Genomic DNA, 26747 nt, shown 5'->3' with positions numbered 1-26747 from the left:
AGGATCCGATAAAATCATGCGGGCGGCCATGCCCCAGACACCCAACGCCAGTGACGGAATACAATGAGCGCCTGGAGTATCGACAGAATTACGCAGGCATTGAGCGGTGCAATGTGGACGTTTTCCTCCCTGCCTGACGACAACTCGGCCGCCACTTTTGTCCATCGGTGCTTTCAGCGGGAAAGCTGGCGGGAAGCCGGGTTTCGCGAACGCACCCTCATGTATGCGGCTCTGCCGTTCGTGCCATTCGTCACTCTGGTACTGGTTATCGTCTTCACTGCGCTTAATGGACGGGCGACAAAGAAGCAGACCGGGAAAGGGATAATCCGGCAAGTCCGGGAGCAGGTTGAAATCGCGCTGCAATGCGCGATTTTGCCCCCATGGTATTATATTTTCGAACTGCATGACGATGACAAGCGGCAGCGTGCTTCTGAATACATCAACCGCTTTGAAGTAAAAACCTGCCTCTACCGCATCCTTCGTGACTACAACGGCGGCCTTCCCGTCCCTGCAGAACGCAGCACCTCCTGCATCAAGGACAAACTATGCTTCCTGTCACGCTGCCGTAAGTTCTCCATAACCACAGCCCCTGTGTTTTTGATTGTCTCAAAGGGGAAGATCAAGGCGATTGATTGGAGTGGTGTCGGCCTTCCAGAGACCGATCTGTTCGTGAAACCGCTGCAGGGAGAGAATGGAAGAAATGCGGCACGCTGGGATTATCTGGGTTCGGGGCAGTATCGGCGCAACGATGGTAAACATGCCACTGCCGAGGAGGTGCTGGAAAGCCTGTGCAAGGCATCATGGCGGAGGTCTTTCTTGGTGCAGCCACGGCTCATCACCCACCGGGAGGTTGCAGACCTTGCAAATGGCACCCTTGCGACGGTACGGGTGATGAGCTGTCGCAATGAACGGGGGGAATTCGAAGCAACCAATGCGGTTTTTCGAATGGCGCAGAATGAGACTGTGGTTGTCGACAACTTTCACAGGGGCGGCGTCGCAGCGAGCATTGATCTTCATACCGGCGAACTGGGAAATGGCACCTGCGGAGCGTGGGGATTTACGGGAGAAGGATGGTACGAACGGCATCACAAGACAGGCGTGCAGATTCTGCACCGCAAGCTTCCGTGTTGGACCGAGTTGCTCGATCTGGTTCGACATGCGCATGAGCGCGCGTTCTCCGACCAGGTAGTGATTGGCTGGGATGTCGCCCTGCTCGACAGCGGGCCGTGCATGATTGGAATCAACAAAGCACCGGATCTGGATATGATCCAGCGGATAGGCCGGTGCCCGCTCGGTAACGAGCGGTTCGGGAAGCTGCTGGCATTCAACCTGAAACGCACCGTCGAGGCTATGCATCAGCCTTTTTAAGCAGATCCGAAGAATCAAACCGGTGTTCGATGAAGTTGGCAGGGCGGGCAGGGATTCGACTCAAGCATGATCACGATGACATTTGTAGCCTATTTATGCCTTCCTTGATGGCGCTAGCTGACCAGCACTGATTTTTCTGCTGGTTATTTGCTTATATTCCCGCTCTTCGCGTCTTTTATATCCCCTGCATGAGCCATATTCCATGAGTGAGAAAGCCGCAGTTCCTTGCAGTCCGGCACCCGACGTGCGCGCGTGGCAAGATGTGGCCGCAAAGTTTGTGTTGCTGTTTTTCGGGATCGCTTTATGGAGCAAATGGCTGAGTCTGGGCACCGGCATTCTTCTGACCTTCGTCTGGATTCTCGATCACGGTCCTCGCAGGCTCAGCCAGATCAGTAGAGAGCCGCTCGTGCTGGGAATACTCCTTCTATGTGCCGTAGTAGCGTTAGGACTCCTTTGGGGCGACTATCCCGAGGCAGGACGATTGAAATGGAGGCGATATTTCGGCTTCCTGGTTTTCATCCCGTTTTTATCGCTTCTCAATAAAGACCGCCTTCCATGGGCAATTGCCGGCCTGCTTGCGGGTTACATCCTTGTCCTGCTGTCAGGTATTTATCAATGGGCTGTTGCCGGAGTACAAGGGATTCCGCCCCTTAACATAAGCTATCTCGTGTTTTCCTCCATGCTGGGGATCGGTATTATTCTTTTACTCTATCTTGCGACGACCATCGACCAGATAAAGTGGAAGTGCACCCTGGGGCTAGGAAGCCTGTTTTTATTGTTGATCCAGTTTGGGCAATATGGGCGAGGTCCCTTACTGGCCACGCTTCTTGCCGTTTTTCTGTTGATTTTCCTGACCTATAAAACGGAAAAGAAAGCGCTCCTGGGTATCATCGCATCACTGGCTATTGTCGTTGCAGCTTTTGTATATGGCAGCAATGGCTTCCAGACCCGCCTTGAGCAGTTACAGGCTGAAATGAAGCTATCCCAGCAGGGAAAGTACGATACCAGCCTGGGATATCGGCTGGCGATATGGGATGTCGGCCTGCAGGGGATTCTGGAGCATCCATTCTTTGGCCACGGCACTGGAATGCCGGAAAGCTATTTCGAGAAAACCGTGCCTACATATAAAGGCGGCATTTACAAGGATTTACCCGAGTATATTGGAACGTCTCATTACCATAATGACTGGATCGAGATTGGAATGCATACCGGGGCGCTGGGAATTCTGGCTTATGGTTTTTTCCTGTGGGGCTGGTTTCAAACGCTGAGATCGCATCGTCTCCCAGTCCTGGGGGCAGCCTTGGTATTCTTCATCTTCTTATCCGGCTTGACGGATACTTTCGCCCTTTACAGCAAAATTCCTACCTTTCTCGTGGTCATCACCGCCATAGCCATAGCTTGGCAGAAGGAAAGAGAAGGAGGAGGGGAATTTATGACATAGCGCCGGCTATGTGTGTTTTCCCTCTGCGCACTTGGGCGAGATTTGCTGATATTGCTTGCCCAGGTACCCATGCGCAACGCGATAATACACGCCACGCAATGGTTTTCCATCCTCGACGATTGCAAGCTCCCGAACCGGGCCAGGGTCGACAAGCATGCTCCCGATCTCGATGCTATTTCGGGTGCATTCAAGATTATCCTGCCACATGCCGACGAGAATGACAGGTCGGGTTGTAGGGGATTCCGATGGATACCAGAGCTCGTACATCGCCCCGCTGTCGCCGAACATGTTGCGCGAGCGTATTTCCATGGGTTTGCCCCGGTTATAGAAAGTAAGGACGGTTGCTACGGACCACTTGCTCATGCCCACGACGATGGGTTCCTGGCCGGTCTGTCGCCGCGTATTCTCTACAATTTGCTCGATGCCCGCCGTTGCCTGGCGCCAGAAATAATGCTCGGGGAAGCCTTTATATATACCCTGGTAGGGAATGCCCGGGAAGCCGAGAACGAGGTAGTGCAGCGCAATCGCATAGGAAACCAGACATGCCAGGATAGTCGGTTTCCAGGCTGCCGTTACACGGTCCGAAATCGTCGGACTACCGGAGAAACTTCGTGTTTTTCCCATCATCCAGGCCATGGCAGGCAGTGCCATAAGCCACAATGGACCAGTCCAATGGAACCGCTGGGTATCGAAAATGCTGAGAATCAGGAAAATGGCCAGTGGCACGCCGGTGAATACCATAATGAACAGGTGGCGCCTGCAGATGGAGGAATTGTTATTCTGATCAGTACCGGGCAGCAATGCTATCGCGGCAGCAAGCAAACCGGCCGGCGTAAGCAGTACGGCAAAATGAAGAATCAATTCGAATAGTCCGAACTCGTTATCTCCTATGCCCCTGGCGCGGCCGGACTGGAACAATATCGACATCCAGCCGTGTTCCATATTCCAGATGATTACGGGAGAGAACAATAGCAGCGCAAGCAATACGGCGAGATATGGATAAGGATGGCGCAACCAGCGGCGTGCAACCGGATCGATAATCACAAAAACCAATGCGGCAATCCCAACCAAACCCAGGGTATACTTGGAGAGAATACCCAGACCGAAGGCAATGCCTACCCCGAGCCAGGCCCGCCCCTGATTGGCAATCAGGGCCCGCTCGAGATAGTACAGGGTTGCCGCCCACGCGGCCACGAGCGGCGCGTCTGTCGTCATCAATGCGCCCGTGGCAAAGAAAAAGGGAAGAATCGCGAGCAGCAGCACAGCGCGAATCCCCGTTGCGCTATCGTACAGGTTGCGCGTGAGTGCAAATAAATAACCCATCGTTATCAAGCCGCACAGGAATGCACCGACCCGGACGCCAAATTCGCTGTTGCCGAAGATGGACGTACCAAGCCATATCAGCCAGGCAACCATGGGCGGATGATCGTAGAAACTCAGATCCATGTGCTGGGCGTAATTCCAGTAATACGCTTCATCAGGTATCAATTGCGCCACGCCAATGTAGATGAGGCGCAACAGGATGACAAATGCAATGATCCCGAATGAGGCGGTACGCCAGTCTGCGTCAACCGAGGGTGTGGTGGAGTGCCCGGCGGGAACCACGTAGAAAACGGATCCCAGGTACAGTATTACGGCTGTTGCCGCGATTGCCGGAAGTATGGCCGCAATCGGCGGTATATGCCAAGCCTGGATCAGCACCGCTAATATGCCGCCGCGCACGGAGAGCGTCAGCATACAGACAACCAGGAAACGGCCGAATTCAGTCCATCTGGAATAACCCGCGAGGTCGTATAAGAGCCGCGGTCTCGAAATAAACCAATAGTGGAGAGTAGCAGCCGCGAAGAAGCCCGCGATATGCGACAGGGCAAGGCTCGCTCCATAGCTCATCAGCACCTCGAACAGCAGTCCATCGAGGAACGCGGCTAATAATCCTGTGACTGCAAAACGACCGCGATCCGAAAATAGGGGGCGTCGGGCAACTCCAGCCAGCTCAAGCATTTTTTCCTGCTCCTGTGGAAACCATATCAAGTTCTCTCTGTCTTGCTTTTTTCGCTTCTGCTGGTTGTATGCATCCTGCTCGCAGATAATTCCTGGAATCCATCTGCACTTCCCCACATTTTGCAGCACAAGTTCATTACTCGGCGACTACCCGAAAACCTGGGTTTGCCGGGCTGGTATTTCCGGCAAAGGAGAGAGCGCTGGAGCGTCTGATCCAGCTATGATTCCGGCATCGGGATATCGCCTGCGTCTTCTGTTCAACACTCAACCTGTATGACCGGTCAATCCGGTGTCTGCGTAGTAATGCCGGATGGGATGCAGGTTATCGTCAAGCTCATAGATCAGTGGGCGGCCCCTGGCAACTGACAGTTTTATAAGCTGAATAATGGATAAGCCATCCAACTGCATCATCAGCGCCCGCAGGATATGCTTGTGGGCGACAATGACCACCCGCTTGCCGAGTTGGATTTCCGGCACGATTGTTTGCTGCCAGTAAGGCAGCATTCGCGTGAGGGCTTGCTGCATGCTCTCGCCAAGCGGCAGTTCCCTGGTATCGATGGTTGCATAGCACGGCTGGTTTCCGGGAAAGCGGATATCGGTGGGATCAAGTGGAGGTGGAGGCGCATCAAAACGGCATTGCGAACTGAGAATAGGGCAAAAGCCGTATTTTCTGATTGCCTCCCAGCGATTGATTCCTTCCAGAGCCCCGTAGTGACGTTCATTCAAGCGCCAACTCCGTTGCACCACCGGTTCATCCTGCCCCATGACCGATAGCACGATGCGGAGCGTGTCACTCGCGCGGCTGAGCTCGGAGGTGAAGCAGATATCGAACTTGTGCCCTGACTTTTTCAAAAGATCACCCGCCCGCTCCGCCTCCCGTTCGCCTCGGGGCGTCAATGGGGCATCACCCCACCCGGTAAAGCATCCGTCGCGGTTCGAGACACTTTCTCCATGTCGCAGCAGAACGAGTTGTGTCATATATGGGGTTTGCTTCTCGATTAGGGAATGGGTTCGACACGGCTACGCTCGGCGGGAAGAGCATCTCTTTTGCAGGGACGTGTCATTCGCTTCGAAATGTAGATGATATGTACAACATAGACAAAATACCGGAAAAAAACTACCCGAGTTCACGACGAGGGCAGGTGCCAATAACCGGTGGCGGAACGGATATCTGATCGGGAGCGGGGAATGCGGCGATAGCCGAATTTCCCAGGGTTTCTGAAGAGGCGTACATTATCACGGCCAACAGGAGATGAGGTGCTCCCTTATCAGCCGATTGGTGTCAGCGTCTGTCTTTGTAGCCTTGTTGAAGTCGGCCGGACCCGGCCAGCCGGCATCGATGAATTCCAGGCCGTTGAAATAGCGGCTTTCCACATATCGCGGAACGACATGAAAATGCACATCCGGGTCGACCATCATCAGCATCAGGTAGTTGAGCTTGTCGTAGTTGAATGCCTTAGCCAAAGCCGATTCCAACTGACCCGTTACCTTGTGAAGCTCGGTAAAGCTTTCCTGACCAAGGTGGGAGAAGGAGCGGACTGGCTCATGTGCAGCAAGAACGAGAGAACCCAATGTCAACTGGATCGGACGCAGCATGACGATCCAATACTGAAATTGATGAATGATTGTCTCCGGTGCGCCAAATTTCCGCATCGTGGGATTCAGGATTGCCGTACCGGAGGGTGGAACGCTGATCATTTAGAAGTTTTTTAAGGATATTTTGCTGGCGAGGCCCGATATGTGGATATGCGGAATCGACCCTACCTATGAGGATCAACCCCAACGGCGGCTCCGGTAAAGTTTCCAGAATAGCATGAAGTCATGAATAAATCCCTGCAGTCGCCAGTGTGCCTTTTGCAGGTTGAGATGCATGAACTGCAGCGACAGACGTTAAGGCACTGAGACATGGAGAGCAAGGCGACATCTTCAAGACGGCAGGCTCATATTTCCTGCTGTCTTTGCGGACCCTTTCTGTCGCACTGGTCATATTCCGACAATTGGCACTCATGGTCATGGATGGTCATGGAAAAACAGTTTCGATTATGTGCGCTGGCGTACATAAACTTCTGCTACCTAGTGAAAAAATTCGCCTCGATATGACAAAACGCTGTTAATCTATTGATTTGAAGTTTGATTACCCTCAGGTATGGCTTTCGAGGATCCATCTGATCTGGCGACTCGCTCCAGGTTCTTCGATATGTAGACGGGACTCGAAATACACGCTATTGCCATTTTTTCCATCTCTGCAATGAAGCCGAAGGATCATGAAGATTGTGAATGACCGGGTATCGACAGGATCACACGGGACTTGAGCGGTGCCATGTGGATCTTTGCCCGCTTGCGTGAAGACGATAACTCCGCAGCGACGTTTATCCACCGCTGCTTCCAGCTCGAGATCTGGCGCGAGATCAGATTACGCGACAGGGCCGTGATATGGGCAGTTTTGCCAGCCGTGCCCGTTCGTCATCATGGCTGTGACCGCCGTTTTCACCACGCTCAACGGGCCTCCCATAAAAAGGCGCACAGGAAAGGGTATCATCCGGCACATTCGCGAGCAGATCGAGCTTGCACTCCGCTTTGCAATCCTGTCTCCATGGTACTACATCTTCGAATTGCATGACGATGACAAGAAGCGGCACGCCGGAGAGTACCTGAATCGCCTCGAAACGAAGGCCGGACTTTATCGCTTCCTGCGTGATTACAATGGCGGTCTCCCTCTTCCAGCCGAACGAAGCACGCCTGCATTTCCGACAAATCGCGCTTCATGGCTCGCTGCCGTGAGCATGGAATCATGACAGCCCCTGCCTTCTTCAAGATCATTGGGGGGAAGGTCACCGCAGTGGATTGGAATGTCCCCGAACTGCCGGAGATGGAAGGAGGCCCGGTTGGCGAGCAGCGGCTGGGAAAACTTCTGGCATTCAATCTCAGACGAACTGTCGAGACTAAATACAATAGGTCTGCCGCCTAGCGCTACATGGTTACGCTTCTGCTCAACCTCTTCTCGCCGAAGAGGTCTTCTGCCTTTATCAGATCAGCGGGAAAATCAATTTCACACCAGGAGCTTTCCGGTACAAAACACGCTTTTACCAGTTGTCTGTTGGCGAGGTTCTCTATTATGGAGAGGTACCAGGCTTTGAGTCCGCCCTGGTGTCGCAGCGCTTCCTCTAGGGCGTCGCGAAAAAGCAGCGGCCCGCATTCCCTGAAAAGAACAAGGCCGACAGATTCGGCATCGATCTGACCTGTCGGCAAGGTTTTGCTGACATGTCTGACCCATCCGTTTTCATCCAGTTGAACTTTCATGTCATCCGCATCATAGACAGGCTTTTGGTCTACACTGAGCGTAACAGGCGCTGGATCAGAGCTCAGCACTCTCGCCAGTAAAACCTCCTCAAACAGCGTATCCCCATTCAGAAGCAGAAAATCGCGGTCCATGACCGCACGTGCGATCCAGCAACTTACCAGGTTATCCGTAATACTGAAAAAGGGGTTGAAAACGGTCTCGATTCTTCCGTTTCCATAACGCTGCTGCAGCAAAGTTTCAATCAGGCAGGATTGGAAACCGGTGACCACTGTCACCTGATTGATTCCCGTTGACAGCAGAGCATTGATCTGCCATTCGATGATCGACTTGCCTGAAATCGGCAACAGGCATTTGGGAATACTGGTTGTCAGCGGACCCAGCCGGTGTCCCTGGCCGGCGCTCAGAATAATCGCCTTAACAGGAGGTTTTTCGCTACCCGCCATATTGCAATCAATTCCCGAAATGGAACAAGCGCTTGAAGGTTATATCTTTAAAGCATTCCCGGCTTTGTTATCCGGCCGCTTGGCTGGAGTGAGTAGAGCATGCGGCAGGGCGCTGTCCATGAGGCTATGTTCAAAGGAGTAATGGACTCAGGTCGGGTAGTACATCTACATGGGCTGGAAAAGGATTTTGATCGCCAGGACGTACGCGGCCTATAAACGCGACATTGTTGACCATGGCGCTCTGATAATCGATCAAGGCGTCTCCGATCATCAGCACGCGTTCCGGCAGAAGGCGATGGGTGGTCAGGATATCCGCGATCAGCTTCTGCTTGGGAGTGGGTGAACCACGCACAGCAGTAAAATAAGATCCCAGACCGCGGCGAACAACGATCGTATTCAGTTCAGTTTCCGGCGTACCGGATGCAACAAACAAGGGAATGCGTCCAGCTTCACGCTGGATCAGTTCCGCTGCGCCCGGAACTGGGGCGCTGGCAATCACAGCTTCGACCACCAGTTCGGAGAAGCGCTGATCGAGTTGCCGCTCCTCCTCCGTGGTAAGCGGAGATTTTTCCAGCAGCGCTTCCTGAAAGTAACGAAATTTCTGATAACGCGACATGCCGCCATTCAGGACATGATACTTCGCAACTTCGGCCATTACCACTTCGCCATATTCCCGGTAGAGATTGGCAAACGCCTGTGTCTTGATCTCCCCTGATTCGACCACGACCCCATCGAAGTCGAAGATGATCGCTTGCCATGCAGTAGTCTTCATGCCTTATTATCCGAGGCCAAAGGTATGACTTCCTCATCTTCATCCGAACGATGCATGCTCTGGTGAATATCCTGAAGACAATCCAGCAGTCCCTGCCCCAGATCGACATGCTCGTTCAGCACCAGCTTGCGGCCGATACGCGGCTGGTATGCATAAGGTGTTACTTCGTAATGATGTCCCGCCCGTGCTTCGTCGAAACGCAGGTCGATTTTCCAGGGCATGATTTCCGAGATCATCGTCATCACATCCTTGATGTGCAGCCGCTCTTGCCCGGTCAGGATCAGATGGCGATTCGCGAACTCCGGTGCCAGCACCTGCACGCTCATGCGTGCCGCGTCTTCCACATGAATGTACTCCCGGATTGCTTCCCCGCTGCCGTGATAAGTAATCGAGTGCCGTTCCAGCGCTTCGTACAGCATCCGGTAGATGCCGTTTCTCGCATCGGCGCGTCGGCCGTAGAGCGATCCATAGCGCAAAATACTATACTCCAGGCCATAACGTTCGTGGTAGGTTTCGATGAAACGTTCCGCTGCCTGCTTGCTGGCGCGGTAAAAGGAACCTGACTCGGAGTAGACATAAATCGTGCTTGCGAAGACGAAGCGCCGGGCGCCGGCAAGACGCGCTGCTTCCAGGGTATGCATGTTACCCAGCACATTGATGGTCGCGGTAGCGATGGGTTTTTCCTGCGCTTCGTCGATATCTGCAATGGCGGCAAAATTGTAGACCACGTCGGCGCCGTGAGCCGCTTCCTTCACCTGCTCAAGATCCATGATGTCGCCAATGATCATCTCCTGATCCGCGCGCTGGTAGGGCGATGGAGAACGGTCGAACAGGCGCACCCGATAGCCCGAGACAGAGAGCGCGTCGGCGACATGGCTACCCAGAAAACCACTGGCGCCATAGACAATGGCAATCTCGCTGGACATCTGCTGTTTTAACCTTTTTCCACCACACCCGCTTCGATCAATCCCCGCACCAGATTTTCCGCGGCTTCCAGTTCCATGCGCTGCCGCGATTCTTTTGCAAGAGAGCCGATATGGGACGTCAGAATTGCGTTATCGCATTGCAGTAACGGGCCATGATATGGTTCCTGCTCGAAAACGTCCATTGCCGCTCCCCCAAGCCGTCCGCTGTTCAGGGCGTCGGCCAGCGCTGCTTCATCTATCAGACCACCTCGGGCCGTATTGACGACGATCGCGCCAGGCTTCATCCGCGCAAATGCTTTTTCATTCAACAGATGATGAGTGTCCGCGTCGTAGGTCAGGTGCAGGCTGATAATATCAGCTTCGGCTATCAAGGTTTCAAAGGGTGCCAGTTTCACGCCTTCCATTCCCGCAGGCACTTCCTTGACATAAGTATCGTGCGCCACCACCTGCGCTTCAAACGCACGGCACAGCCGGGCTACACGTGATCCCACCCGCCCGAGTCCCACAATTCCCACCTTTTGGGCAGCCAGCAGACCTCCCTGGGCCCTGGGCCACTGCCCCGCATGAACCAGTTTATCTGTCTGGCATACCTTCCTCAATGCTGCCATTATAAGGGCCAGCGAGAGTTCGGCAACCGCCTGGGCGGGAGCTTCAGGCGTATTCAACACCTTGATTCCGTACCGCTTCGCTGCGCCAAGATCGACGCTGTCGAGGCCGCTGCCGCAGCGCGATACGACTTTCAGGCTCCTCGCACAGGAGAAAACCCGCTCTGTGAGAGGTTCCACGCCTGCGATCATCCCCACCGTATCTTCGCCCAGCAGGGCGATAACCTCATCCTCGGTAAGTTTCCGCTTATGACTGTTTTCGGCAATGTGTATGCCTTTCTCCTGTAAAGGCCGGAGCGCAGTATTATGGGTGACATCGAATGACGAGGTAGAGATCGCAAGTTTGTTCATAGGCCTTCCCTGACGTTTTGCAAATGACTGCGGCAGACGGTATCGAGAATGCGGATATCCAGGCCATAGCCAAGAAAACTGAAACCCGCGTCGATATTGCGGCGTAACTGTTCTAGATTCGGTTCAACTACATGAATCCCACCTGCCTTGCCCGCGCGTCGCCCGGCATCTTTTACCCGTTCTATCGCAGCCTGGACTTCCGGATCATCGAGTTCTCCGGGACGGCCGAGTGATCCCGAAAGATCGTAGGGACCTATGATATAAGCATCGATTCCCGGAACGGAAAGAATCGAATCGATGGCATCGACCGCATCGATATGCTCGATCATGGCAATGATGACTGCATTTTCTTCCAGCCAGTGGCGATATTGCTGAAACCGCGCGCCATACCCTTGGGCGCGTGCAAGCCCGACCCCCCGTTGTCCACGTGGAGGGTAATATACTGCGTTTACGGCCGCTTCGGCATCCGCCGCCGTTTTGATCATGGGCACCATTACGCCTGTCGCCCCTGCATCCATGATCCGCTTGATCTGGTCAGGATGATTCGACGTCAGCCGCACGATGGCGGGACATGCACGGCTGTCGAGCACCTGGATCAGCATCTGAACTTCGCTCAGTTCCAGAACGCTGTGTTCCGTATCCAGCACTAGCCAGTCAAATCCCGCCGCAGCCATGATATCGGCGATGGAAGGATGTCCCAAGGTGATCCAGGAGCCGATGGTCAAAGCGTTGCGGGCCAGTTTTGCTTTTAATTGCACGTATGAACCTTGAGAAATGAATTGCGTCCGAGAGAATTATAGAGTCCGCATCAGTATGATGCGAGTAACGGGTCTTTCTCCATCAGTCTGGCTACACGCTCCAGGTCGGCCTGAGTATCGACAGCCTGGGTATTGAACCGGGTTTCCACCATTTTTACACGATAACCGTGCTCCAATAGCCGCAGCATGTCGACCGATTCAAGCTTCTCGAGCGGCGTGGATGGCAGCCTGGAGAATTCGAGCAACGTTTTACGGCGGAAAGGAATGATGCACACCTGTTTGAAGGCCAGAGTATGTGGAAAATCAGAGCCGGCGGACAGGGCGGACGCCGGCACAGTCGGAATCGGCTGGCGTGACATGAAGAGTGCGTCCCCACGCTGGTCTGTAACAACCTTGATTGTATTGAAGTCGTAGAAGTCCCCTTTATTATCGATGCTCCGCATGAGATTCACGCAACCCAGTTCCGGATCATGCCGGAATGGTTCCACGGCTGCATCGATCATCTCCGGGTGAGTCATCGGTTCATCGCCCTGTACCATGACGATAAGTTCAGCATCGGTTTCTGCCACCGCCTCGGCCACCCGGTCGCTCGCACGTTCGTGAGTATCTGCGGTCATAATCACCGGCGCACCGAAATTCTCTGCGGCGCGTCGTATTTCTTCATCGCAGGTGGCTATATAGGTTGCATCAAGCGCCTTGCTCAAGGCGACACGTTTATACACATGCTCGAGCATGGTTCGGCCCAGCAGATTCGCAATGGGTTTTCCTGGAAAACGGGACGAACCCATACGGGCCGGTATAACAGCAATTGTTTTCATGTGGGATTTATGTTAATTGAAGGCGATGAAGCCGAGCTTTTCACTTTGACTGATGACTGCCTTTATTTATCGGGATAGGTTGCCCTTTAAAGGTGCGCATCAGGCATCGGAGGATTATACAGTGAGTGATTTCTGGAGCTATGTTTTGGCGATTGCAGCAGGGGTGCCGCAAAAATCGGGCTAATGGCTCAGTGGTGACTCCATTTTAACAGAAGGCTGGGGAAGTAAAAACATCTGCAATGCTAGCAATGCTAGTAAAATCGGTATCAGCCCGTGTAAAATTGCAAGATTTTTCCCTGAGAATGTTTGAAGGGCCTCAAAATGAGGAGATGCAGCGTATTGCTTGCGTCCAAGGAATGGGTATGTTGGTATGAAAGCTTTATTTTTCCTCCGTCATTATAATGACATCGATCACATTACACCGGTCATTTACAAATGGACCAGCAAGGGTCATACCTGCGACATCGTCCTGATCGGCAACTCGCGATTCCGCACGGATTATCGCATCGAATTCCTGAAAGACCTCAAGGGCGTGCGCATGGCCTACATTGCGGATGTATTGCCGCCGCTCGACTTTATCAGATGGTTTTTCCAGACGCTGATACTGATCCGTAGCCTGCGTCGCCCCTTCCTCGGGCCGATCATGAAGAAACTGGAGGAGGTTTATGATGCCAAGCGGCGCGAGCCGGTTTGGGAGCGCACTGCAAAGCACTTGCTGACCCGGAGTTTCGCAGCGAATGAGGAAGGCGTGGTGGTGTTTGACTGGATAGAACGCAATTCCTCCATCTGTGTGGAATGGGTCAAGGTGGTATTGGCGACGGCGCGCGGAATGGGTCTGGGTACGGTATCGCTGCCGCATGGGGACAGTCCCCACGCCAGTCAGTTGATCCGGCGGCGCGAGTTGCGGCTGCAGCCGGATACCACATTTGCCAACGCCGGCATTTTCGAGAAGGTTGTGGTGCCGAACGAGTTATGCTCAGTGCGCTTTCGCCCTTTCATGGATAATCAGAAACTTGCGATACTCGGTTCCCCACGCTACTGTGACGAGTGGCTCACCAAACTGGCAACGTTAATGCCGCCATCACCGCTGACGCGCTCCGATAGCAACCTCAAGGTGGTAATGTTTCTGAGAAAGAGTAACTTTTCCACTTTCTGGGAAGAAGTGGGAGAGGTAGTGCGCATAGTGGCAGGCTTTCCGGGAGTGGAGCTTATAATAAAGCCGCATACCCGGGGTGGCTGGCAGCAATCCCTGACAAAAGATGTTTCGCTCCGGCGCTTGCCCAACGTGCGGGTAGCGGGAGGCAATCTTCATTCCATCCATCTGATGAATTGGGCAGATGTCATTATCGATCTTGCCACCTCTGTAGTATTCGAGGCGGTAAAGGTCGGGAAGCCTGTATTGGCGGCGGATTATCTGCACGCCGGCCGCTCGGCCCTGGCTGAGTACCTGCCGGAAGCAGAATTGCGTTGCCGCGATGATGTGTATAAACACATGGAAAAATTCCTTACCCAGGGTTGTGAGTCTTTTTATATAGAAGAGCATCGTCAACGTTTCCTCAAGGAAATGATCGATGTAGGGGACCCGGACGTGTTATCGCGTTATGTCGCGCTGCTGGCGGGACAAGTGCGGCCAAAGGCAGACCAAGACCAGAGTCAGCTTGAGTCGCAAAGCAACCCCAAAGATTTCGCTTTTGCCTGATTAGCCGGCTTCGCTGGTAGTTTTCTCAAGGAGGTTACTGAGCCGTATGCCGGCGATGCCACCCATCGATGTGGTGATTCCCGTCTATAATGCACCAGTGTTGACACGGCGCTGCATCGATTCGGTCGTTGCCTGCCTGAGCCAATCCATACGCTTTATTTTCATTCAGGACGACGCCTCGGGCATGGAAACCCACGCCATGCTGGATCAATTGCCGTGCGAGCGCATACGCGTGCACCACGCACGGGAGAACCAGGGTTTCGGCGCCTCGGTAAACGAAGCAATCGGTCGATCCGACGCAGGCTATGTGCTGGTCCTGAACTCCGACACAGTAGTGGGCGAAGATTTTTTACCGCTCTTATACGCAGCATTCGTCGCTGATTCCCGGTTGGCAGTCATCATCCCCGCCGGAAATGATTTTGCCAAATATGATTTGAACCGATATGTGCGGCAGCCAGGCGGCTATGTTCAGACACACCGCCTTCGGGGTCACGCGTTTCTCATCCGCCGCGAGGTATTCCGGGATGCGGACGGTTTCGATCTGGCATTCGGTCGCGGCTACTATGAAGATGTCGATCTTGGGCGCCGGCTCAACAAGCGCGGTTGGCGGGTAGGCGTGCATCCGGACGCTCACATACAACATGAGGGTGGCGGATCATTCGGTCGCGGCCGCTCCTTCAAGAAACTGGTCAGACGCAATCGTAAGCTTTTTTTTTCGCGCCATCCCAGCGCAAAGCGTAATATTCTCCTTCTTTCCGGAGATTGCCCGCTGGCGGGTTTTCCGTTAAGCCTGCTGGAGGCGCTCGACGATGTGTTTTGCGGAGGAGGATACGTTTACTGGCTTTCGCCCGAAGCAGCGGGCATGCTTCTCTGTTTGCAGATGAGGACCCTCTCGTCAGGCATGGAAGCTGCCATCCGGCTATTCTTATGTAGCTGGCGTGAGGACAAGCGCATTTCGGAAATCTGGATATTGCCCGATGTTCCACGCCTGCGATATGGAGCGCTGACTTTATGGGCGCGTATTTGCGGCTTGCGGATACTAACCTGGGAAAGGGCGCCCGCCGAGGAAAATTGCACTCCCAGGCTACTTTGAATGCTCTGCGGAGAGAATGGTGATTTCAGCCGCTACAACCATTTTTTCCAGCGGAACAGTAGCAGCATCGCAATACTGATGACTGTCATTGTGCCCAGTACAACAAAAAATCCCATGTGCCATTCCAGCCCCGGCATGTATGTGAAGTTCATCCCGTAAATGCCTGTTATCAGCGTCAACGGCATGAATATCGTGGTGATGACGGTAAGAACTTTCATGACGGTACTGATGCGAAAGCTTACGCTTGATAAATAAATATCGAGCATACCTGCCGTGACATCACGCAGCGATTCGATCGATTCGATAATGTGGACAGTATGATCATATACATCCCGCAGGTAGAGCAGGGTATTGCGGCTAAACAGGGGAGAATCCCCACGCTGCAACGAACTGATCACTTCGCGGAGGGGCCACAGCGCCCTGCGTAAAAAAACGCCTTCACGTTTGAGTCTTTGAATTGATTGCAAGGTCCTCGGCTGCGGGCGGTTGATCAATTCTGTTTCCAGCGCCTCGGTTTTTTCGTCGAGGCGTTCAAGAATGCTGAAGTAGGTGTCGACTACTGCGTCAATAAGGCTGTACATCAGGAAATCGGCGCCGAGCTTTGTGCTTTGGCCTTTGCCGGACCGAAGGCGGTCGCGGACCGACTGGAATTGAACACCATTCGCTTCCAGAAACGACAGCACGAAATCCTTGCCGAGCACGAGGCTGATCTGCTCGGAATATATTCTCTCTTCCGTTCCTCTGGTTTCATACCCGAAGGTTTTGAGCACCACGTACAGGTAATCTCCGTAATCCTCCACCTTGGAGCGTTGCTCTGTGTTGAATATGTCTTCCAGTACCAGAGGGTGAAGGTTAAAACACGCGCCGATTTGCTCGATCATGTGGATGTCGCCCAGTCCCTGCAGGTTAACCCACTTGACCCCTGAAGCCTGTTTGATCTTTTCGGCGAGTTCCGCAGGAGTCACCTCGGATTCACGCACACTTTCCGGATCGTAATTCAGCAAGGTTATGGCGGGTGCTACGCCTTTCTTTGCTCGGATATGCACCGGCGTGCCCGGTGGCAGGCCTGCTTTCGTGGATCTCCTTTTGGAATGCGATGTCATCGGGTCGGATGATAGTTCTATGCAGATTCGGATGGCTTGCTTCCATCGGCTTTGGTTATATCTAAACGAAAGCCAAGGACATCCCATTGTTCAATTTCGGCCAACAGCGCGTTATGCGTCAAAGGATTGCGCTCCAGCCACTTTCTTTCAAGACATAAACTGAATTCTCTGCCCCGAAGGCTGACCTTGAGCCTTGGAAGATTCGTCTCACAGCGGCTTCGATGAAACAATGCCGCGAGGCGAAGCGCAAACAGCAGGGCGAAACCAGGCGGTTCTATGATGCTTCCACGCGCTTTGCCGATATCGCCCCGATGGGCGAGCGCAAGCATGCTTAGGCGCTCCTGCTCTTTCTGGGAAAAACCAGGCATGTCGGCGTTGCCCAGGATATATGCAGAATGCTTGTGATAACCGGAGTGCGCGACTGAAATACCTACTTCATGCAGCCGGGCAGCCCAGGAGAGAGCTTGCAGATGTTCTTCTCCATCATCAAGAAAGGGTGTCAGCAGTTGCTTTCCAAGCAGAAGCGCAGTCGATTCCACCCGCCTTGCCTGCACGCCATCCACATGGTACCGGCGCATGAACTGCCTGACCGTTACTTCGCGCATGTCATGCTTATGGAAACGCCCCAGCAGATCGTACAGCACGCCCTGGCGCAAGGCGCCCATGCCTTGCGCCATTTGGGAAATTCCCAACTCTGCGAACGCGGCGGACATGATGGCGAAACCGCCGGCTATGACAGGCGCGCGGTCGCTCCGGATGCCCGCGAGGTCGAGTTTTTTGATGTCGTCCACCCTGAGCAGATGATTACGAAAATTTTCCAACCCTTCTCGCGTAATCTCTCCGTTGCCGCTTCCACTGCCGAGCTGGTTCAACCGGATGATATCGCCCAAGGCGCGTGCCGTGCCGGATGATCCGTATGCAAGCTGCCAGTGTTCACTGGAGAATTCCTTTGCGATTGCCTGAATATCGCTGCGGGCCGAAAGTTCGGCACGGTTCATTGCATCCCTGCTGATCCTGCCGTCCGGAAAAAAGCGCAGGCTATAGCTGACGCAACCCATATAGAGGCTTTCCAGCTTGACCGGTTTCAGTCTGCGGCCAATGATAAATTCAGTAGAGCCGCCCCCGATGTCCATCACCAGGCGAGCATCAGGAGAAGCAGGGAGGCCGTGCGCCACGCCCAGATAGATGAGGCGCGCCTCTTCGTGACCCGAGATGACTTCAATGGGAAAACCAATCGCTGCCTCGGCTTTTTTGAGAAATACGGCCGCATTTTTCGCCACCCTGAGAGTGTTAGTCGCAACCGCTCGTACGGCATGGGGGGGAAAGCCGCGCAGGCGTTCACTGAAGCGCTTTAGACAGGCCAGGGCGCGTGCCTGGGAATCCTCATCCAGGCGCTTGTCGGGAGTAAGACCGGCGGCAAGACGGACCATTTCGCGCAGATTGTCCAGCGGATAAAGCTGCCTGCCTTCCACTCGCGCGACTTGCAAACGAAAGCTGTTGGAGCCCAGATCTACCGCCGCAAGTGTGGAGTATCCGGGCATGGGGTCTATTGGCAGGCGTGCGGGCGGCGGGAGGACCTACTCCCGTATTTCGCGCTCGATTTCTTCAACCGTGACGTGACGCACATCCCTGCCCTTTACCATGTATACCACATATTCGGACATGTTCTTGGCATGATCACCGATGCGCTCGATCGCCTTTGCAATAAACAGGATTTCCAGGGCAGTCGATATCTTGCGCGGATCTTCCATCATGAAAGTGATAAGTTGGCGCATAATGGAGCGGAACTCCTCATCCACGAGCTCGTCCTGGCGCACTACCTGGGCGGCGGCGGTGAGGTCCAGGCGCGCAAAAGCGTCCAGCGATTTGCGCAGCATCTCCAGCGCAACGTTGGCCACATGACGTATCTCGACGAAACGGGGCATGTGCATGCGGTCCGTGGCATAGATCAGTTTGGCCATGCGCGCGATCTTTTCCGCTTCATCCCCGATGCGCTCGAGGTCAGTAATGGTTTTGATGACCGTCATGATCATGCGTAAATCACCTGCGGCTGGCTGTCGGCGCGCGATGATCTGATTGCAGATCTCGTCTATCGATACCTCCATCGCATTGACTCGGTGGTCATCAGCGATGATATTTTCGATCAGACCCTCGTTGCCGGTGATCAACGCTTCAATCGCTTTTTCGATCTGTTCTTCCACGAATCCGCCCATATGCAACACGCGCGTGCGCACCGCTTCGAGATCCGCGTCAAATTGCTTGGATATATGTTCGTGGCTTCCCATTTCTCACCTGTGGATCGATTGAAAGCAAAAAATAACAAAGATAATACCAGTCCCTTGTGACAATTCTACTGATCTTTGACCTGCCCTCAGACAGCAACGGTGCGAACGCCTCCTTCGCCACCCAGCAACAGCAAATCCGCAGGACGTCTTGCAAACAGCCCATTGGTTACGATGCCGGTGATCTGATTGAGTTCCGTCTCCAGTTCAACGGGATTCAGGATCTGCAAGCCATGCACATCAAGAATCAGGTTACCGTTATCGGTAGTAAATCCCTCCCTGAGCACGGGTTGTCCCCCCAGCCGTATTATCTCGAGCGCCACATAACCTCGCGCCATCGGAATGACCTCCACTGGCAGAGGAAACTTGCCAAGCACGTTCACGAGCTTGCTCTGGTCCGCAATGCAGATGAATTTTTTCGCCACTGCGGCCACGACTTTTTCCCGGGTCAGTGCTCCGCCGCCCCCTTTTATCATATGCAAGTACGGCGTTATCTCGTCGGCGCCATCCACATATAACGGAAGCTCGTCGACATTGTTCAGGTCCATGACTTCGATTCCATGCCCACTGAGGCGGCGGGCGGTTGCTTCTGAACTTGCTACCGTTCCATCGATTCTGCTTCTGATGCCAGCCAGTTCGTCGATGAAGTAGTTGGCGGTGGAGCCGGTGCCGACTCCGACAATGCAGCCTGCGGGAATATGTTGAATAGCGGCGCGCGCGGCCGCACGTTTCTGCTCGTCCTGGTTCATGATGTTATTTTTTATGCCTGAAAATATTGACTGTTTATGAGCATAATACTATCAGTCCATTTTAACAATGAAGCTGGACATTTAGGGTTTCCCGACATGCTAAAATGCTCAACCTTTAAAATCGCAACCCCATTTCGATGAAGAACAGTTACCTCGAAAGAATCCTTACCGCGCGGGTTTATGACGTCGCGGTAGAGAGTCCTCTGGAGCTTGCGCCGAATCTGTCCACACGTATAAATAATCAGTTATTCCTGAAACGGGAAGATGTGCAGGATGTTTTCTCGTTCAAAGTGCGGGGAGCTTACAACAAAATGGTCAAGCTTTCTCCCGCGGCACTCGAACGCGGAGTGGTGACGGCCTCTGCCGGCAATCATGCGCAAGGGGTAGCTCTCGCTGCGCAGCGATTGAACTGCCGGGCAACCATCGTGATGCCTGTCACCACGCCCCAGATCAAGTTGCAGGCAGTCGAGGCACGCGGGGCGACAGTGGTTTCCTTCGGTGATTCCTATGACGAAGCCTATGCGCACGCCCACGAATTCGCCGAAAAGAATCAGGTAACCTTTGTACACCCCTATGACGATCCCGACGTCATTGCCGGGCAGGGAACGATCGGAATGGAAATACTGCGCCAGCATCGGGGGGAAATTCATGCGATATTCGCGCCCATTGGTGGAGGCGGGTTGATTTCGGGTATTGCGGCTTATGTAAAAAGGCTCTATCCGGAAATCAGGATTATCGGTGTGGAACCTGTCGACGCCGATTCCATGTATCAGTCGCTGAAAAAGAACCGCCGTGTCCGGTTGCCGCGCGTGGGATTGTTTGCAGACGGGGTCGCTGTCAAGCAGGTGGGGGTGGAAACTTTTCATTTATGTCGCGAACTGGTCGATGAGATCCTGCTTGTAGACACGGATGCCATCTGTGCGGCAATCAAGGATGTGTTCGAGGATACGCGCGCCATACTTGAACCTTCGGGAGCGCTCTCGATTGCAGGCGCTAAGGCTTATGCAAAGCGGGAAGGTATCCGCGGCAAGAACCTGATTGCGATCGCCTCAGGTGCGAATATGAATTTCGACCGATTGCGCCATGTGTCCGAACGGGCGGAACTGGGTGAGCAGCGGGAAGCGGTCATGGCGGTGACGATTCCCGAGGAACCCGGCAGTTTCAAGAAGTTCTGCGCAATGCTGGGACCGAGAAGTATCACCGAGTTCAACTATCGTTTTGCCGGTCCGAAAGAAGCGCATGTGTTTGTAGGGGTGTCGGTAAAAAACCGGGAGGAAGCGGCGAAACTGATCAAGGACCTGGAGAGCAACGGCTTGCGCACCGAGGATTTGAGCGACAATGAAATGGCAAAATTGCATATCCGCCATCTCGTGGGCGGGCATGCACGTGATGTTAAAAATGAAATCGTCTATCGTTTTGAGTTCCCTGATCGTCCGGGAGCGCTCATGCAATTTCTGAACAGCATGAGCAATCATTGGAATATCAGTCTGTTTCATTACCGTAACCACGGGGCAGACTATGGACGGGTGCTGGTTGGCATGGAGGTGCCGCCGGAGGAGAAAGCGGATTTCAAGACATTTCTCGCTCAACTCGACAATCGTTATTGGGACGAAACCCAGAATCCGGCCTACAAATTATTCCTGGGATAGGGACAGACAGCGCTGCCTGTTTATCCCGGACAAGTTTTGTGCGCCCTCGAAATCGAGTATTGCGCCAGTTGCAGTGTTAAACCTTCAATAGTCCAAGTCAGATGAATACAGTCATGTAAAAAAAACGGTTTTGAAGGTTTCACAGCCGTGTCCGGGAGCTAAGGAAAAATTCAGAATGAAATGCATGCGAAAGCGCAGCAGCCGGATTCCGTACGGAGTAGGTTGTTTTTTATTGATCTTCATGAGCAACAGCATTGTTCAGGCGGTCGATATAGCAGGGTGGTTGAGGGAGAACGGTGTAAGGGCGGGAGGGTGGATCAATGCAGGGGCAACCTATAATCCCAGCAATCCCGTCAACGGATACAACGGCCCCGTTACCTTTGCCGACCGCGCAAATCGGTTTCAGTTGAATCAGTTCAATCTATATCTCCAGCGCACGGTGGTCACGGAAGGCAAGGCTTTTGATCTCGGGGGACGTGTCGATTTCATGTTCGGCACCGATGCGATCTATACCCAGGCTTTCGGTGTTCCGCCATTCGATGTGAATACCGGTCAAGTCTTGAATAGGGGCCACTGGGATCTGAACATATGCTGCTCATCGACACGGACGTACGGCGTCGCGCTACCGCAAGCGTATCTTGAAGCCTATATACCGTTGGGTAATGGCTTGAACATCAAGGCAGGTCATTTTTATTCGCCGACAGGGTATGAAACCGTTCCTGCACCCGACAATTTTTTTTACACTCACGCCTATACCTTTAACAATGGGGAGCCATTCACCCACACGGGGGCCGTAGGGAACTACACAGTCAACGGGAATTGGTCGGTAATGGGGGGCGTCATCACCGGGAGCGCAACCGGCGGTTGGGATGGCGGATTTGACAAAGAGCTGGGAAACTGGGGAGGACTGGGCGGTATTACCTGGGTCAGCGACGACAAAAGGACTTCGGCCAACATCACGGGGAGCTACAGTGCGACGTCCACCCGCAGCAACAGACCATGGGGAATGTACAACATTGTGCTGCAACACAGGATCACACCGAAAACCCATCTGGTTCTACACCACGTTCACGGCTATGCCGGCGGCGTTTTGCTGGGAGGGGTGCCAAAGAATGTCGAATGGTATGGCATCAATACTCACCTCTATTATGACCTGTTGGAAGACCTTTCGGTGGGTATTCGCGGCGAATGGTTCCGGGACCGGGATGGTTTTCGCGTCTCTTCGCCCTTTCGCGTGGTAGCTGCGCTCAACCATACCGGCACCAATTTTGCAGGCGACCCATCCGCCGTGATCGCGGCGCCTGCGGACTACTATGAAATCACCTTCGGGATGAACTGGAAGCCCTCGAAAAGGTTGCGGCTGGACTGGAAGCCAATGCAAAAGCTGAACATTCGTCCAAATATCCGCTATGACCGTGCTGACGGCATTGACCATTCGATCCGGCCTTTCAACAACAAGAAGGATCAGATCATATTTTCCCTCGATGCGATAATTCCCTTTTGATGCGAGGGGGCGGGCGCTTTGGAAAAAACTGGCTTATCGCGGAGGGAAGTAAGAGTTGGACAATAGGAAATAGCCTCGCAGCCTGTTATTCCACGAGCCCGGTATCCTGCCCATCCTCACGTCTTCGAGCCGCGTGCAGCAGGCGCGAATTGAGATTGCGCTGTGCTGCTCGCGAGCCATTTCCCGCTGAAGAGCGGCCTGCATCATGTTTTCTTCCGCTTTTTCCATATATTTACGCAAAAAGGCCGCAGTATGAGCCTTCAGGACCTAGGCGCGCCTTCTGCTTCCGTATAGATAGCTTTTTTCCTCGTAGTGTTCCAGCAACTTCCTCTCTTCCTCGGCGCCCAATGCTATAAGTACCTGCTCCTGTCTGCTGCTTCCATCGCTTTCGCTCATTCTCCATCTCTTTGTGAGCGAGGAGGATGACTTCACAAATTCTTGACAAAAATATAACAATTTTTTTATTTATCTCATGTTACGTTTCAAACAGAATAACAATTTTCGTGGTAGTGTTTTGCCAAGGGGAGCCAATCATGAAACGCCTACCGAAACGCAGAAGAGGAATGATCTTTGCCTCTGCTGTCAGCCTGTTTACAACCCTCGAGAATCCCGACAGCGCTTACGCCAATACCGCATTGGAATGGTTCAACGATAATGGCATCAGACTCGGCGGTTGGATCAACGGCGGGGCGACTTTCAATCCTAGCCAGCTCACCGGTTTCAATGGTCCAGTAACATTTGCCGACCGCTCCAACCGATTTCAGTTAAATCAGTTCAATATTTATGTGCAACGCCCGGTGGTAGCTGAGGGCAGCACCTGGGATTTCGGGGGACGTATCGATTTCATGTTCGGAACGGATGCCATTTTTACCCAGGCTTATGGCGTTCCCGCATTCGACGTGAATACAGGCCAGCCCTTAAACAGAAGCAATTGGGATCTTGATGTGTGCTGCGCTTCAACCCGATATTATGGGATTGCGTTTCCGCAGGCTTTTGCCGAAGCCTATGTTCCCGTTGGGAACGGATTGAACGTCAAGGTAGGCCATTTTTACACTCCGATCGGCTACGAGTCGGTACCAGCGCCCGACAATTTCTTTTACACTCATGCCTATACCATGCAGTATGGGGAGCCGTTCACGCATACCGGAGTGCTGGGCAACTATAAGATCACGCAAAACTGGACGTTCATGGGGGGCGTTACGACAGGTAGCGCCACCGGCGGCTGGGACGGCGGGTTCGACAAGCAGTTGGGCAATTGGGGGGGGATTGCGGGCATTACCTGGACCAGCGAGGATATGGGCACGTCGGCCAATATCAGCGGAACTTACAGCGCAACCTCGACACGCAGCGATGAACCGTGGATGTTGTACAGCATCGTGCTGAAGCATAAATTCACCGACAAGACTCATTTTGTGCTGCAACACGACCACGGTTTCGCGGGAAATGTTTTCCTAAATAATGTCTTTTATAGTAACGTGATCAAGGATGCCGAATGGTACGGCATCAACACCCATCTGTATTACGATCTCATGCCGGAATTGACGATCGGAGTGCGGGCCGAGTGGTTCCGCGACCGGGACGGGTTCCGTGTATTTTCACCGGGACGGGTGGCTGCCGCCACCGACAATCGGGGATTCAGTTATGCGCTTGGACGCAATCAGCTTGGCAATAGCACCAGCAGTCCGGCTGATTATTATGCAGTCACGGTAGGCATGAACTGGAGGGCGGCCAAGAGGCTGAAGCTCGACTGGAAGCCGTTGCAGCAGTTCAATATTCGTCCAAACGTTCGTTACGACGCGGCCGACGGACTACATGGCATCGATTATCGACCCTTCGGGGGACATAAAGATCAGGTAGTTTTATCCCTTGATTTTATGGTTCCGTTTTGATTTCCTGATTTCCACTTTTTCCGCCCGCTACAGGGTCTAATCTGTAATGCCGAAAAGGAGGAGAACGGGGACAGGTCCGCGTTTCAGAGCGCTTCTATCGTTAACGCGGCCGAAATTGCAGTATCATTTTCACGTGAGGAATTCCGGCATCCAGGAATTCCGGTCCTGCCTGCTGAAAACCAAATCTGCTATAAAACCCGGTCGCGTGTGTCTGTGCGTTCAAGGTAACTGAAGGAAGCTGCCGGTTTTCCGCTTCCTTCAGCAGCCGATCCATGAGTGTGCTACCCACTCCTTTGCGTCGCCAATCCCTCAACACGGCCATGCGTCCTACCGAAGCATCCGGTAGCAACCTTGCCGTACCTATCGGATTTCCCGAGGGATTCATCGCCAGCAGGTGCACGCAAACGACGTCGAACTCGTCCCATTCGAGTTCCGCAGGTACTCCTTGTTCCCTGATAAAAACCGCCTCTCGTACTGCTCGTAATGCCCCTCCGTCTTCCTGCCAGCTTGCCGGACGTACTATGCAGAGACTCATATTGGCTCGACTGGCCGTGGTAATCCGCCAGTGTGGTGGAAGCTTCTGCTCCTGCACTGTCTGCCTCTGCCTATCGGGAGACAGGCTTTCCAGCTACTCGAAAGGGTGGCGCAATACAATTGTTTCTTCCCGATCCGGTCCGGTCGATATTATGTCTATCGATACCTCACACACTTCTTCCATACGCTTGAGATAGTTGCGTGCGGCCATTGGCAGTTGTTCGAAATTGCGGATACCGACCGTGCTCCCGCTCCATCCGGGCATTTCCTCGTAAACCGGTTCGCAGGAGGCAAGTTCCTCCGCACCTACCGGCATGATGCCACTGAATTTTTCTTCCTCTCCATTTCCTGTCAGTTTATAGCCCACGCCCAGCCGCAGGGTTTCAACACCATCCATCACATCAAGCTTGGTGACACACAACCCAGAGACACCATTAATCTGGATGGAACGTTTCAGGGCGGCGGCATCGAACCAGCCACAGCGCCGCGGGCGTCCCGTGGTTGCACCGAATTCATTACCGCGCCTGGCGAGATGCCTGCCGACCTCATCATCCAGTTCAGTTGGAAAGGGCCCCGCTCCAACGCGCGTGGTATATGCCTTGGTGATTCCCAGCACATAGTGCAACATCTGGGGGCCGATTCCGCTTCCTGTTGTCGCGGCACCGGCAATACAATTGCTGGACGTAACAAACGGGTAAGTGCCATGATCAATATCGAGCAGCGCCCCCTGTGCCCCCTCAAACAGAAGATTCGCGCCTGCCCTGTTAGCTTCGAATAAAAGCCGCGGCACATCGGCAACCATGGGGCGGATGCGCTCCACCAGTGAGAGCGTCTCGTCCATGGTTTGCTGAAAATCGACGACTGGCGATTGGAAATAGTTCTTCAACACGAAATTGTGATAATCCAGTATCTCGCCCAGCTTCGCCGCGAAGCGGTCACGATGAAACAGATCCTGCAGGCGGACGGCGCGACGCGCCACCTTGTCCTCGTATGCCGGTCCAATACCTCGTCCGGTCGTGCCGATTTTACCCAATCCTCTGGCTATCTCGCGCGCGTTATCCAAAGCCACGTGACAAGGTAGAATGAGAGGACAGGCCTCGCTGATGCGAAGCCGGTTAAGCACATCGATGCCCGCGCGCTCCAGCATACCGACTTCATCCAGGAGCGCCTGTGGCGACACAACCACGCCATTACCGATATAGCAGGCGACGTCCTTACGGAGAATTCCGGAAGGGATCAGGTGCAGCACGGTCTGCGTGCCACCAATGACAAGTGTATGACCCGCGTTGTGCCCTCCCTGGAAGCGCACCACACCCTGCGCCTGATCCGTAAGCCAGTCCACGATTTTGCCCTTACCCTCATCACCCCATTGAGTTCCTATGACAACTACATTTTTGCTCATATCGCTTCTTTAACGTTTAAACTTCTGTAATGTTTGAAAGGTAAAGGGAGGAAGAACTT

25 protein-coding genes are annotated in these 26747 nt (G+C 53.6%); 9 read left to right on the top strand and 16 right to left on the bottom strand.

Annotation, left to right across the window (positions count from 1 at the left end; translation table 11 throughout):
• The first annotated feature begins 63 nt into the window (after positions 1 to 63).
• Both C8R21_RS00640 and C8R21_RS00635 read left to right on the top strand, forming a co-directional pair.
• The gene (locus tag C8R21_RS00640) at positions 64 to 1368 is read left to right on the top strand and encodes a sugar-transfer associated ATP-grasp domain-containing protein (protein WP_107760965.1); all 1305 of its coding nucleotides are present in this window, start codon (positions 64 to 66) and stop codon (positions 1366 to 1368) included.
• A gap of 202 nt (positions 1369 to 1570) precedes the next feature.
• Positions 1571 to 2809, top strand: a complete 1239-nt coding sequence (locus C8R21_RS00635) for an O-antigen ligase family protein (RefSeq protein WP_107760964.1) — start codon at positions 1571 to 1573, stop codon at positions 2807 to 2809.
• 6 nt (positions 2810 to 2815) lie between these two features.
• Here C8R21_RS00635 and C8R21_RS00630 read toward each other — a convergent pair whose 3' ends face one another.
• The 3 genes from C8R21_RS00630 to C8R21_RS00620 form a co-directional block, all read right to left on the bottom strand.
• Positions 2816 to 4810, bottom strand: coding sequence for a glycosyltransferase family 39 protein (locus C8R21_RS00630; RefSeq protein WP_107761071.1), 1995 nt, complete (start codon positions 4808 to 4810; stop codon positions 2816 to 2818).
• Positions 4811 to 5074: 264 nt separating this feature from the next.
• Positions 5075 to 5788 carry a 2,3-bisphosphoglycerate-dependent phosphoglycerate mutase gene (locus C8R21_RS00625; protein WP_107760963.1) on the bottom strand — a complete coding sequence of 238 codons (714 nt, stop codon included), beginning with the start codon at positions 5786 to 5788 and terminating at the stop codon, positions 5075 to 5077.
• Between the two features lie 258 nt (positions 5789 to 6046).
• Positions 6047 to 6508, bottom strand: a complete 462-nt coding sequence (locus C8R21_RS00620) for an HIT family protein (RefSeq protein ID WP_107760962.1) — start codon at positions 6506 to 6508, stop codon at positions 6047 to 6049.
• A 770-nt stretch (positions 6509 to 7278) separates the two neighbouring features.
• Between C8R21_RS00620 and C8R21_RS00615 the strand changes: the two genes are divergently transcribed.
• Together C8R21_RS00615 and C8R21_RS15770 are read left to right on the top strand one after the other, a co-directional pair.
• On the top strand, positions 7279 to 7605 hold the full coding sequence (locus C8R21_RS00615) for a hypothetical protein (protein ID WP_107760961.1): 327 nt from the start codon (positions 7279 to 7281) through the stop codon (positions 7603 to 7605).
• Positions 7602 to 7778 carry a hypothetical protein gene (locus C8R21_RS15770; RefSeq protein ID WP_181258818.1) on the top strand — a complete coding sequence of 59 codons (177 nt, stop codon included), beginning with the start codon at positions 7602 to 7604 and terminating at the stop codon, positions 7776 to 7778. The genes C8R21_RS00615 and C8R21_RS15770 overlap by 4 nt, the downstream gene beginning before the upstream one ends.
• Positions 7779 to 7780: 2 nt before the next feature.
• On the opposite strand, the gene C8R21_RS00610 is transcribed toward C8R21_RS15770, so the two are convergent.
• The 6 genes from C8R21_RS00610 to C8R21_RS00585 all read right to left on the bottom strand — a co-directional run bounded on the left by C8R21_RS00610 (position 7781) and on the right by C8R21_RS00585 (position 12784).
• Positions 7781 to 8554, bottom strand: a complete 774-nt coding sequence (locus C8R21_RS00610) for a phosphocholine cytidylyltransferase family protein (RefSeq protein WP_107760960.1) — start codon at positions 8552 to 8554, stop codon at positions 7781 to 7783.
• A 130-nt stretch (positions 8555 to 8684) separates the two neighbouring features.
• Positions 8685 to 9326, bottom strand: coding sequence for an HAD family hydrolase (locus C8R21_RS00605; protein ID WP_107760959.1), 642 nt, complete (start codon positions 9324 to 9326; stop codon positions 8685 to 8687).
• Positions 9323 to 10252, bottom strand: a complete 930-nt coding sequence (locus tag C8R21_RS00600) for an NAD-dependent epimerase/dehydratase family protein (RefSeq protein ID WP_107760958.1) — start codon at positions 10250 to 10252, stop codon at positions 9323 to 9325. Before C8R21_RS00600 ends, C8R21_RS00605 begins: the two co-directional genes overlap by 4 nt.
• 8 nt (positions 10253 to 10260) lie before the next feature.
• Positions 10261 to 11208: a phosphoglycerate dehydrogenase gene (locus C8R21_RS00595; protein ID WP_107760957.1), complete on the bottom strand. Its 948-nt coding sequence runs from the start codon at positions 11206 to 11208 to the stop codon at positions 10261 to 10263.
• Positions 11205 to 11966: an HpcH/HpaI aldolase family protein gene (locus tag C8R21_RS00590; RefSeq protein ID WP_107760956.1), complete on the bottom strand. Its 762-nt coding sequence runs from the start codon at positions 11964 to 11966 to the stop codon at positions 11205 to 11207. The genes C8R21_RS00595 and C8R21_RS00590 overlap by 4 nt, the downstream gene beginning before the upstream one ends.
• A gap of 50 nt (positions 11967 to 12016) precedes the next feature.
• Complete coding sequence (locus C8R21_RS00585) at positions 12017 to 12784, bottom strand: 3-deoxy-manno-octulosonate cytidylyltransferase (protein ID WP_107760955.1); 768 nt, start codon at positions 12782 to 12784, stop codon at positions 12017 to 12019.
• A 370-nt stretch (positions 12785 to 13154) separates the two neighbouring features.
• On the opposite strand from C8R21_RS00585, the gene C8R21_RS00580 reads away from it, so the two are divergent.
• Entirely contained in the window at positions 13155 to 14483 is a 1329-nt protein-coding gene (locus C8R21_RS00580; protein ID WP_107760954.1) for a hypothetical protein, read from the top strand.
• A gap of 46 nt (positions 14484 to 14529) precedes the next feature.
• Positions 14530 to 15576 carry a glycosyltransferase family 2 protein gene (locus C8R21_RS00575; RefSeq protein WP_107760953.1) on the top strand — a complete coding sequence of 349 codons (1047 nt, stop codon included), beginning with the start codon at positions 14530 to 14532 and terminating at the stop codon, positions 15574 to 15576.
• A gap of 32 nt (positions 15577 to 15608) precedes the next feature.
• Here C8R21_RS00575 and corA read toward each other — a convergent pair whose 3' ends face one another.
• The 4 genes from corA to rpiA all read right to left on the bottom strand — a co-directional run bounded on the left by corA (position 15609) and on the right by rpiA (position 19710).
• Positions 15609 to 16580: a magnesium/cobalt transporter CorA gene (corA, locus tag C8R21_RS00570; protein ID WP_258192174.1), complete on the bottom strand. Its 972-nt coding sequence runs from the start codon at positions 16578 to 16580 to the stop codon at positions 15609 to 15611.
• 116 nt (positions 16581 to 16696) lie between these two features.
• Positions 16697 to 18220, bottom strand: coding sequence for an exopolyphosphatase (ppx, locus tag C8R21_RS00565; protein ID WP_107760951.1), 1524 nt, complete (start codon positions 18218 to 18220; stop codon positions 16697 to 16699).
• Between the two features lie 36 nt (positions 18221 to 18256).
• Positions 18257 to 18964 carry a phosphate signaling complex protein PhoU gene (gene phoU, locus C8R21_RS00560; protein WP_074972518.1) on the bottom strand — a complete coding sequence of 236 codons (708 nt, stop codon included), beginning with the start codon at positions 18962 to 18964 and terminating at the stop codon, positions 18257 to 18259.
• Between the two features lie 86 nt (positions 18965 to 19050).
• Positions 19051 to 19710: a ribose-5-phosphate isomerase RpiA gene (gene rpiA, locus C8R21_RS00555; protein ID WP_181258817.1), complete on the bottom strand. Its 660-nt coding sequence runs from the start codon at positions 19708 to 19710 to the stop codon at positions 19051 to 19053.
• Between the two features lie 137 nt (positions 19711 to 19847).
• Here rpiA and ilvA point away from each other — a divergent pair, with 137 nt between their 5' ends.
• Positions 19848 to 21359: a threonine ammonia-lyase, biosynthetic gene (gene ilvA / locus C8R21_RS00550; RefSeq protein WP_107760949.1), complete on the top strand. Its 1512-nt coding sequence runs from the start codon at positions 19848 to 19850 to the stop codon at positions 21357 to 21359.
• A gap of 175 nt (positions 21360 to 21534) precedes the next feature.
• Positions 21535 to 22863, top strand: a complete 1329-nt coding sequence (locus C8R21_RS00545) for a porin (protein ID WP_107760948.1) — start codon at positions 21535 to 21537, stop codon at positions 22861 to 22863.
• A 267-nt stretch (positions 22864 to 23130) separates the two neighbouring features.
• Here C8R21_RS00545 and C8R21_RS16270 read toward each other — a convergent pair whose 3' ends face one another.
• The gene (locus tag C8R21_RS16270; protein WP_258192173.1) at positions 23131 to 23259 is read right to left on the bottom strand and encodes a hypothetical protein; all 129 of its coding nucleotides are present in this window, start codon (positions 23257 to 23259) and stop codon (positions 23131 to 23133) included.
• A gap of 137 nt (positions 23260 to 23396) precedes the next feature.
• Here C8R21_RS16270 and C8R21_RS00535 point away from each other — a divergent pair, with 137 nt between their 5' ends.
• Entirely contained in the window at positions 23397 to 24752 is a 1356-nt protein-coding gene (locus C8R21_RS00535) for a porin (RefSeq protein ID WP_107760946.1), read from the top strand.
• 100 nt (positions 24753 to 24852) lie between these two features.
• On the opposite strand, the gene C8R21_RS00530 is transcribed toward C8R21_RS00535, so the two are convergent.
• Together C8R21_RS00530 and C8R21_RS00525 are read right to left on the bottom strand one after the other, a co-directional pair.
• Positions 24853 to 25287 carry a GNAT family N-acetyltransferase gene (locus C8R21_RS00530; RefSeq protein ID WP_107760945.1) on the bottom strand — a complete coding sequence of 145 codons (435 nt, stop codon included), beginning with the start codon at positions 25285 to 25287 and terminating at the stop codon, positions 24853 to 24855.
• Between the two features lie 93 nt (positions 25288 to 25380).
• Positions 25381 to 26688, bottom strand: coding sequence for an adenylosuccinate synthase (locus C8R21_RS00525; RefSeq protein ID WP_107760944.1), 1308 nt, complete (start codon positions 26686 to 26688; stop codon positions 25381 to 25383).
• Between the last annotated feature and the right edge of the window lie 59 nt (positions 26689 to 26747).

It is taken from the genome of Nitrosospira multiformis (assembly GCF_003050865.1).
Lineage (GTDB): Bacteria > Pseudomonadota > Gammaproteobacteria > Burkholderiales > Nitrosomonadaceae > Nitrosospira > Nitrosospira multiformis_E.
Note: the sequence above shows the minus strand (reverse complement) of the source record. Positions and strands in the feature narration are given on the sequence as shown.

Excerpts from the sequence above, each read along its gene's own strand:
- C8R21_RS00615 (WP_107760961.1), top strand. The coding sequence starts at position 7,279 with ATGGCTGTGACCGCCGTTTTCACCACGCTCAACGGGCCTCCCATAAAA.
- C8R21_RS00630 (WP_107761071.1), bottom strand. The coding sequence starts at position 4,810 with ATGCTTGAGCTGGCTGGAGTTGCCCGACGCCCCCTATTTTCGGATCGC.
- C8R21_RS00640 (WP_107760965.1), top strand. The coding sequence starts at position 64 with ATGAGCGCCTGGAGTATCGACAGAATTACGCAGGCATTGAGCGGTGCA.
- C8R21_RS00625 (WP_107760963.1), bottom strand. The coding sequence starts at position 5,788 with ATGACACAACTCGTTCTGCTGCGACATGGAGAAAGTGTCTCGAACCGC.
- C8R21_RS15770 (WP_181258818.1), top strand. The coding sequence starts at position 7,602 with ATGACAGCCCCTGCCTTCTTCAAGATCATTGGGGGGAAGGTCACCGCA.
- C8R21_RS00545 (WP_107760948.1), top strand. The coding sequence starts at position 21,535 with ATGAAATGCATGCGAAAGCGCAGCAGCCGGATTCCGTACGGAGTAGGT.
- C8R21_RS00580 (WP_107760954.1), top strand. The coding sequence starts at position 13,155 with ATGAAAGCTTTATTTTTCCTCCGTCATTATAATGACATCGATCACATT.
- C8R21_RS00530 (WP_107760945.1), bottom strand. The coding sequence starts at position 25,287 with ATGAGTCTCTGCATAGTACGTCCGGCAAGCTGGCAGGAAGACGGAGGG.
- C8R21_RS00595 (WP_107760957.1), bottom strand. The coding sequence starts at position 11,208 with ATGAACAAACTTGCGATCTCTACCTCGTCATTCGATGTCACCCATAAT.
- C8R21_RS00585 (WP_107760955.1), bottom strand. The coding sequence starts at position 12,784 with ATGAAAACAATTGCTGTTATACCGGCCCGTATGGGTTCGTCCCGTTTT.
- C8R21_RS00525 (WP_107760944.1), bottom strand. The coding sequence starts at position 26,688 with ATGAGCAAAAATGTAGTTGTCATAGGAACTCAATGGGGTGATGAGGGT.
- ppx (WP_107760951.1), bottom strand. The coding sequence starts at position 18,220 with ATGCCCGGATACTCCACACTTGCGGCGGTAGATCTGGGCTCCAACAGC.
- C8R21_RS00600 (WP_107760958.1), bottom strand. The coding sequence starts at position 10,252 with ATGTCCAGCGAGATTGCCATTGTCTATGGCGCCAGTGGTTTTCTGGGT.
- C8R21_RS00635 (WP_107760964.1), top strand. The coding sequence starts at position 1,571 with ATGAGTGAGAAAGCCGCAGTTCCTTGCAGTCCGGCACCCGACGTGCGC.
- phoU (WP_074972518.1), bottom strand. The coding sequence starts at position 18,964 with ATGGGAAGCCACGAACATATATCCAAGCAATTTGACGCGGATCTCGAA.
- C8R21_RS00610 (WP_107760960.1), bottom strand. The coding sequence starts at position 8,554 with ATGGCGGGTAGCGAAAAACCTCCTGTTAAGGCGATTATTCTGAGCGCC.
- C8R21_RS16270 (WP_258192173.1), bottom strand. The coding sequence starts at position 23,259 with ATGAGCGAAAGCGATGGAAGCAGCAGACAGGAGCAGGTACTTATAGCA.
- C8R21_RS00620 (WP_107760962.1), bottom strand. The coding sequence starts at position 6,508 with ATGATCAGCGTTCCACCCTCCGGTACGGCAATCCTGAATCCCACGATG.
- rpiA (WP_181258817.1), bottom strand. The coding sequence starts at position 19,710 with ATGAACCAGGACGAGCAGAAACGTGCGGCCGCGCGCGCCGCTATTCAA.
- C8R21_RS00575 (WP_107760953.1), top strand. The coding sequence starts at position 14,530 with ATGCCGGCGATGCCACCCATCGATGTGGTGATTCCCGTCTATAATGCA.
- C8R21_RS00535 (WP_107760946.1), top strand. The coding sequence starts at position 23,397 with ATGAAACGCCTACCGAAACGCAGAAGAGGAATGATCTTTGCCTCTGCT.
- ilvA (WP_107760949.1), top strand. The coding sequence starts at position 19,848 with ATGAAGAACAGTTACCTCGAAAGAATCCTTACCGCGCGGGTTTATGAC.
- C8R21_RS00605 (WP_107760959.1), bottom strand. The coding sequence starts at position 9,326 with ATGAAGACTACTGCATGGCAAGCGATCATCTTCGACTTCGATGGGGTC.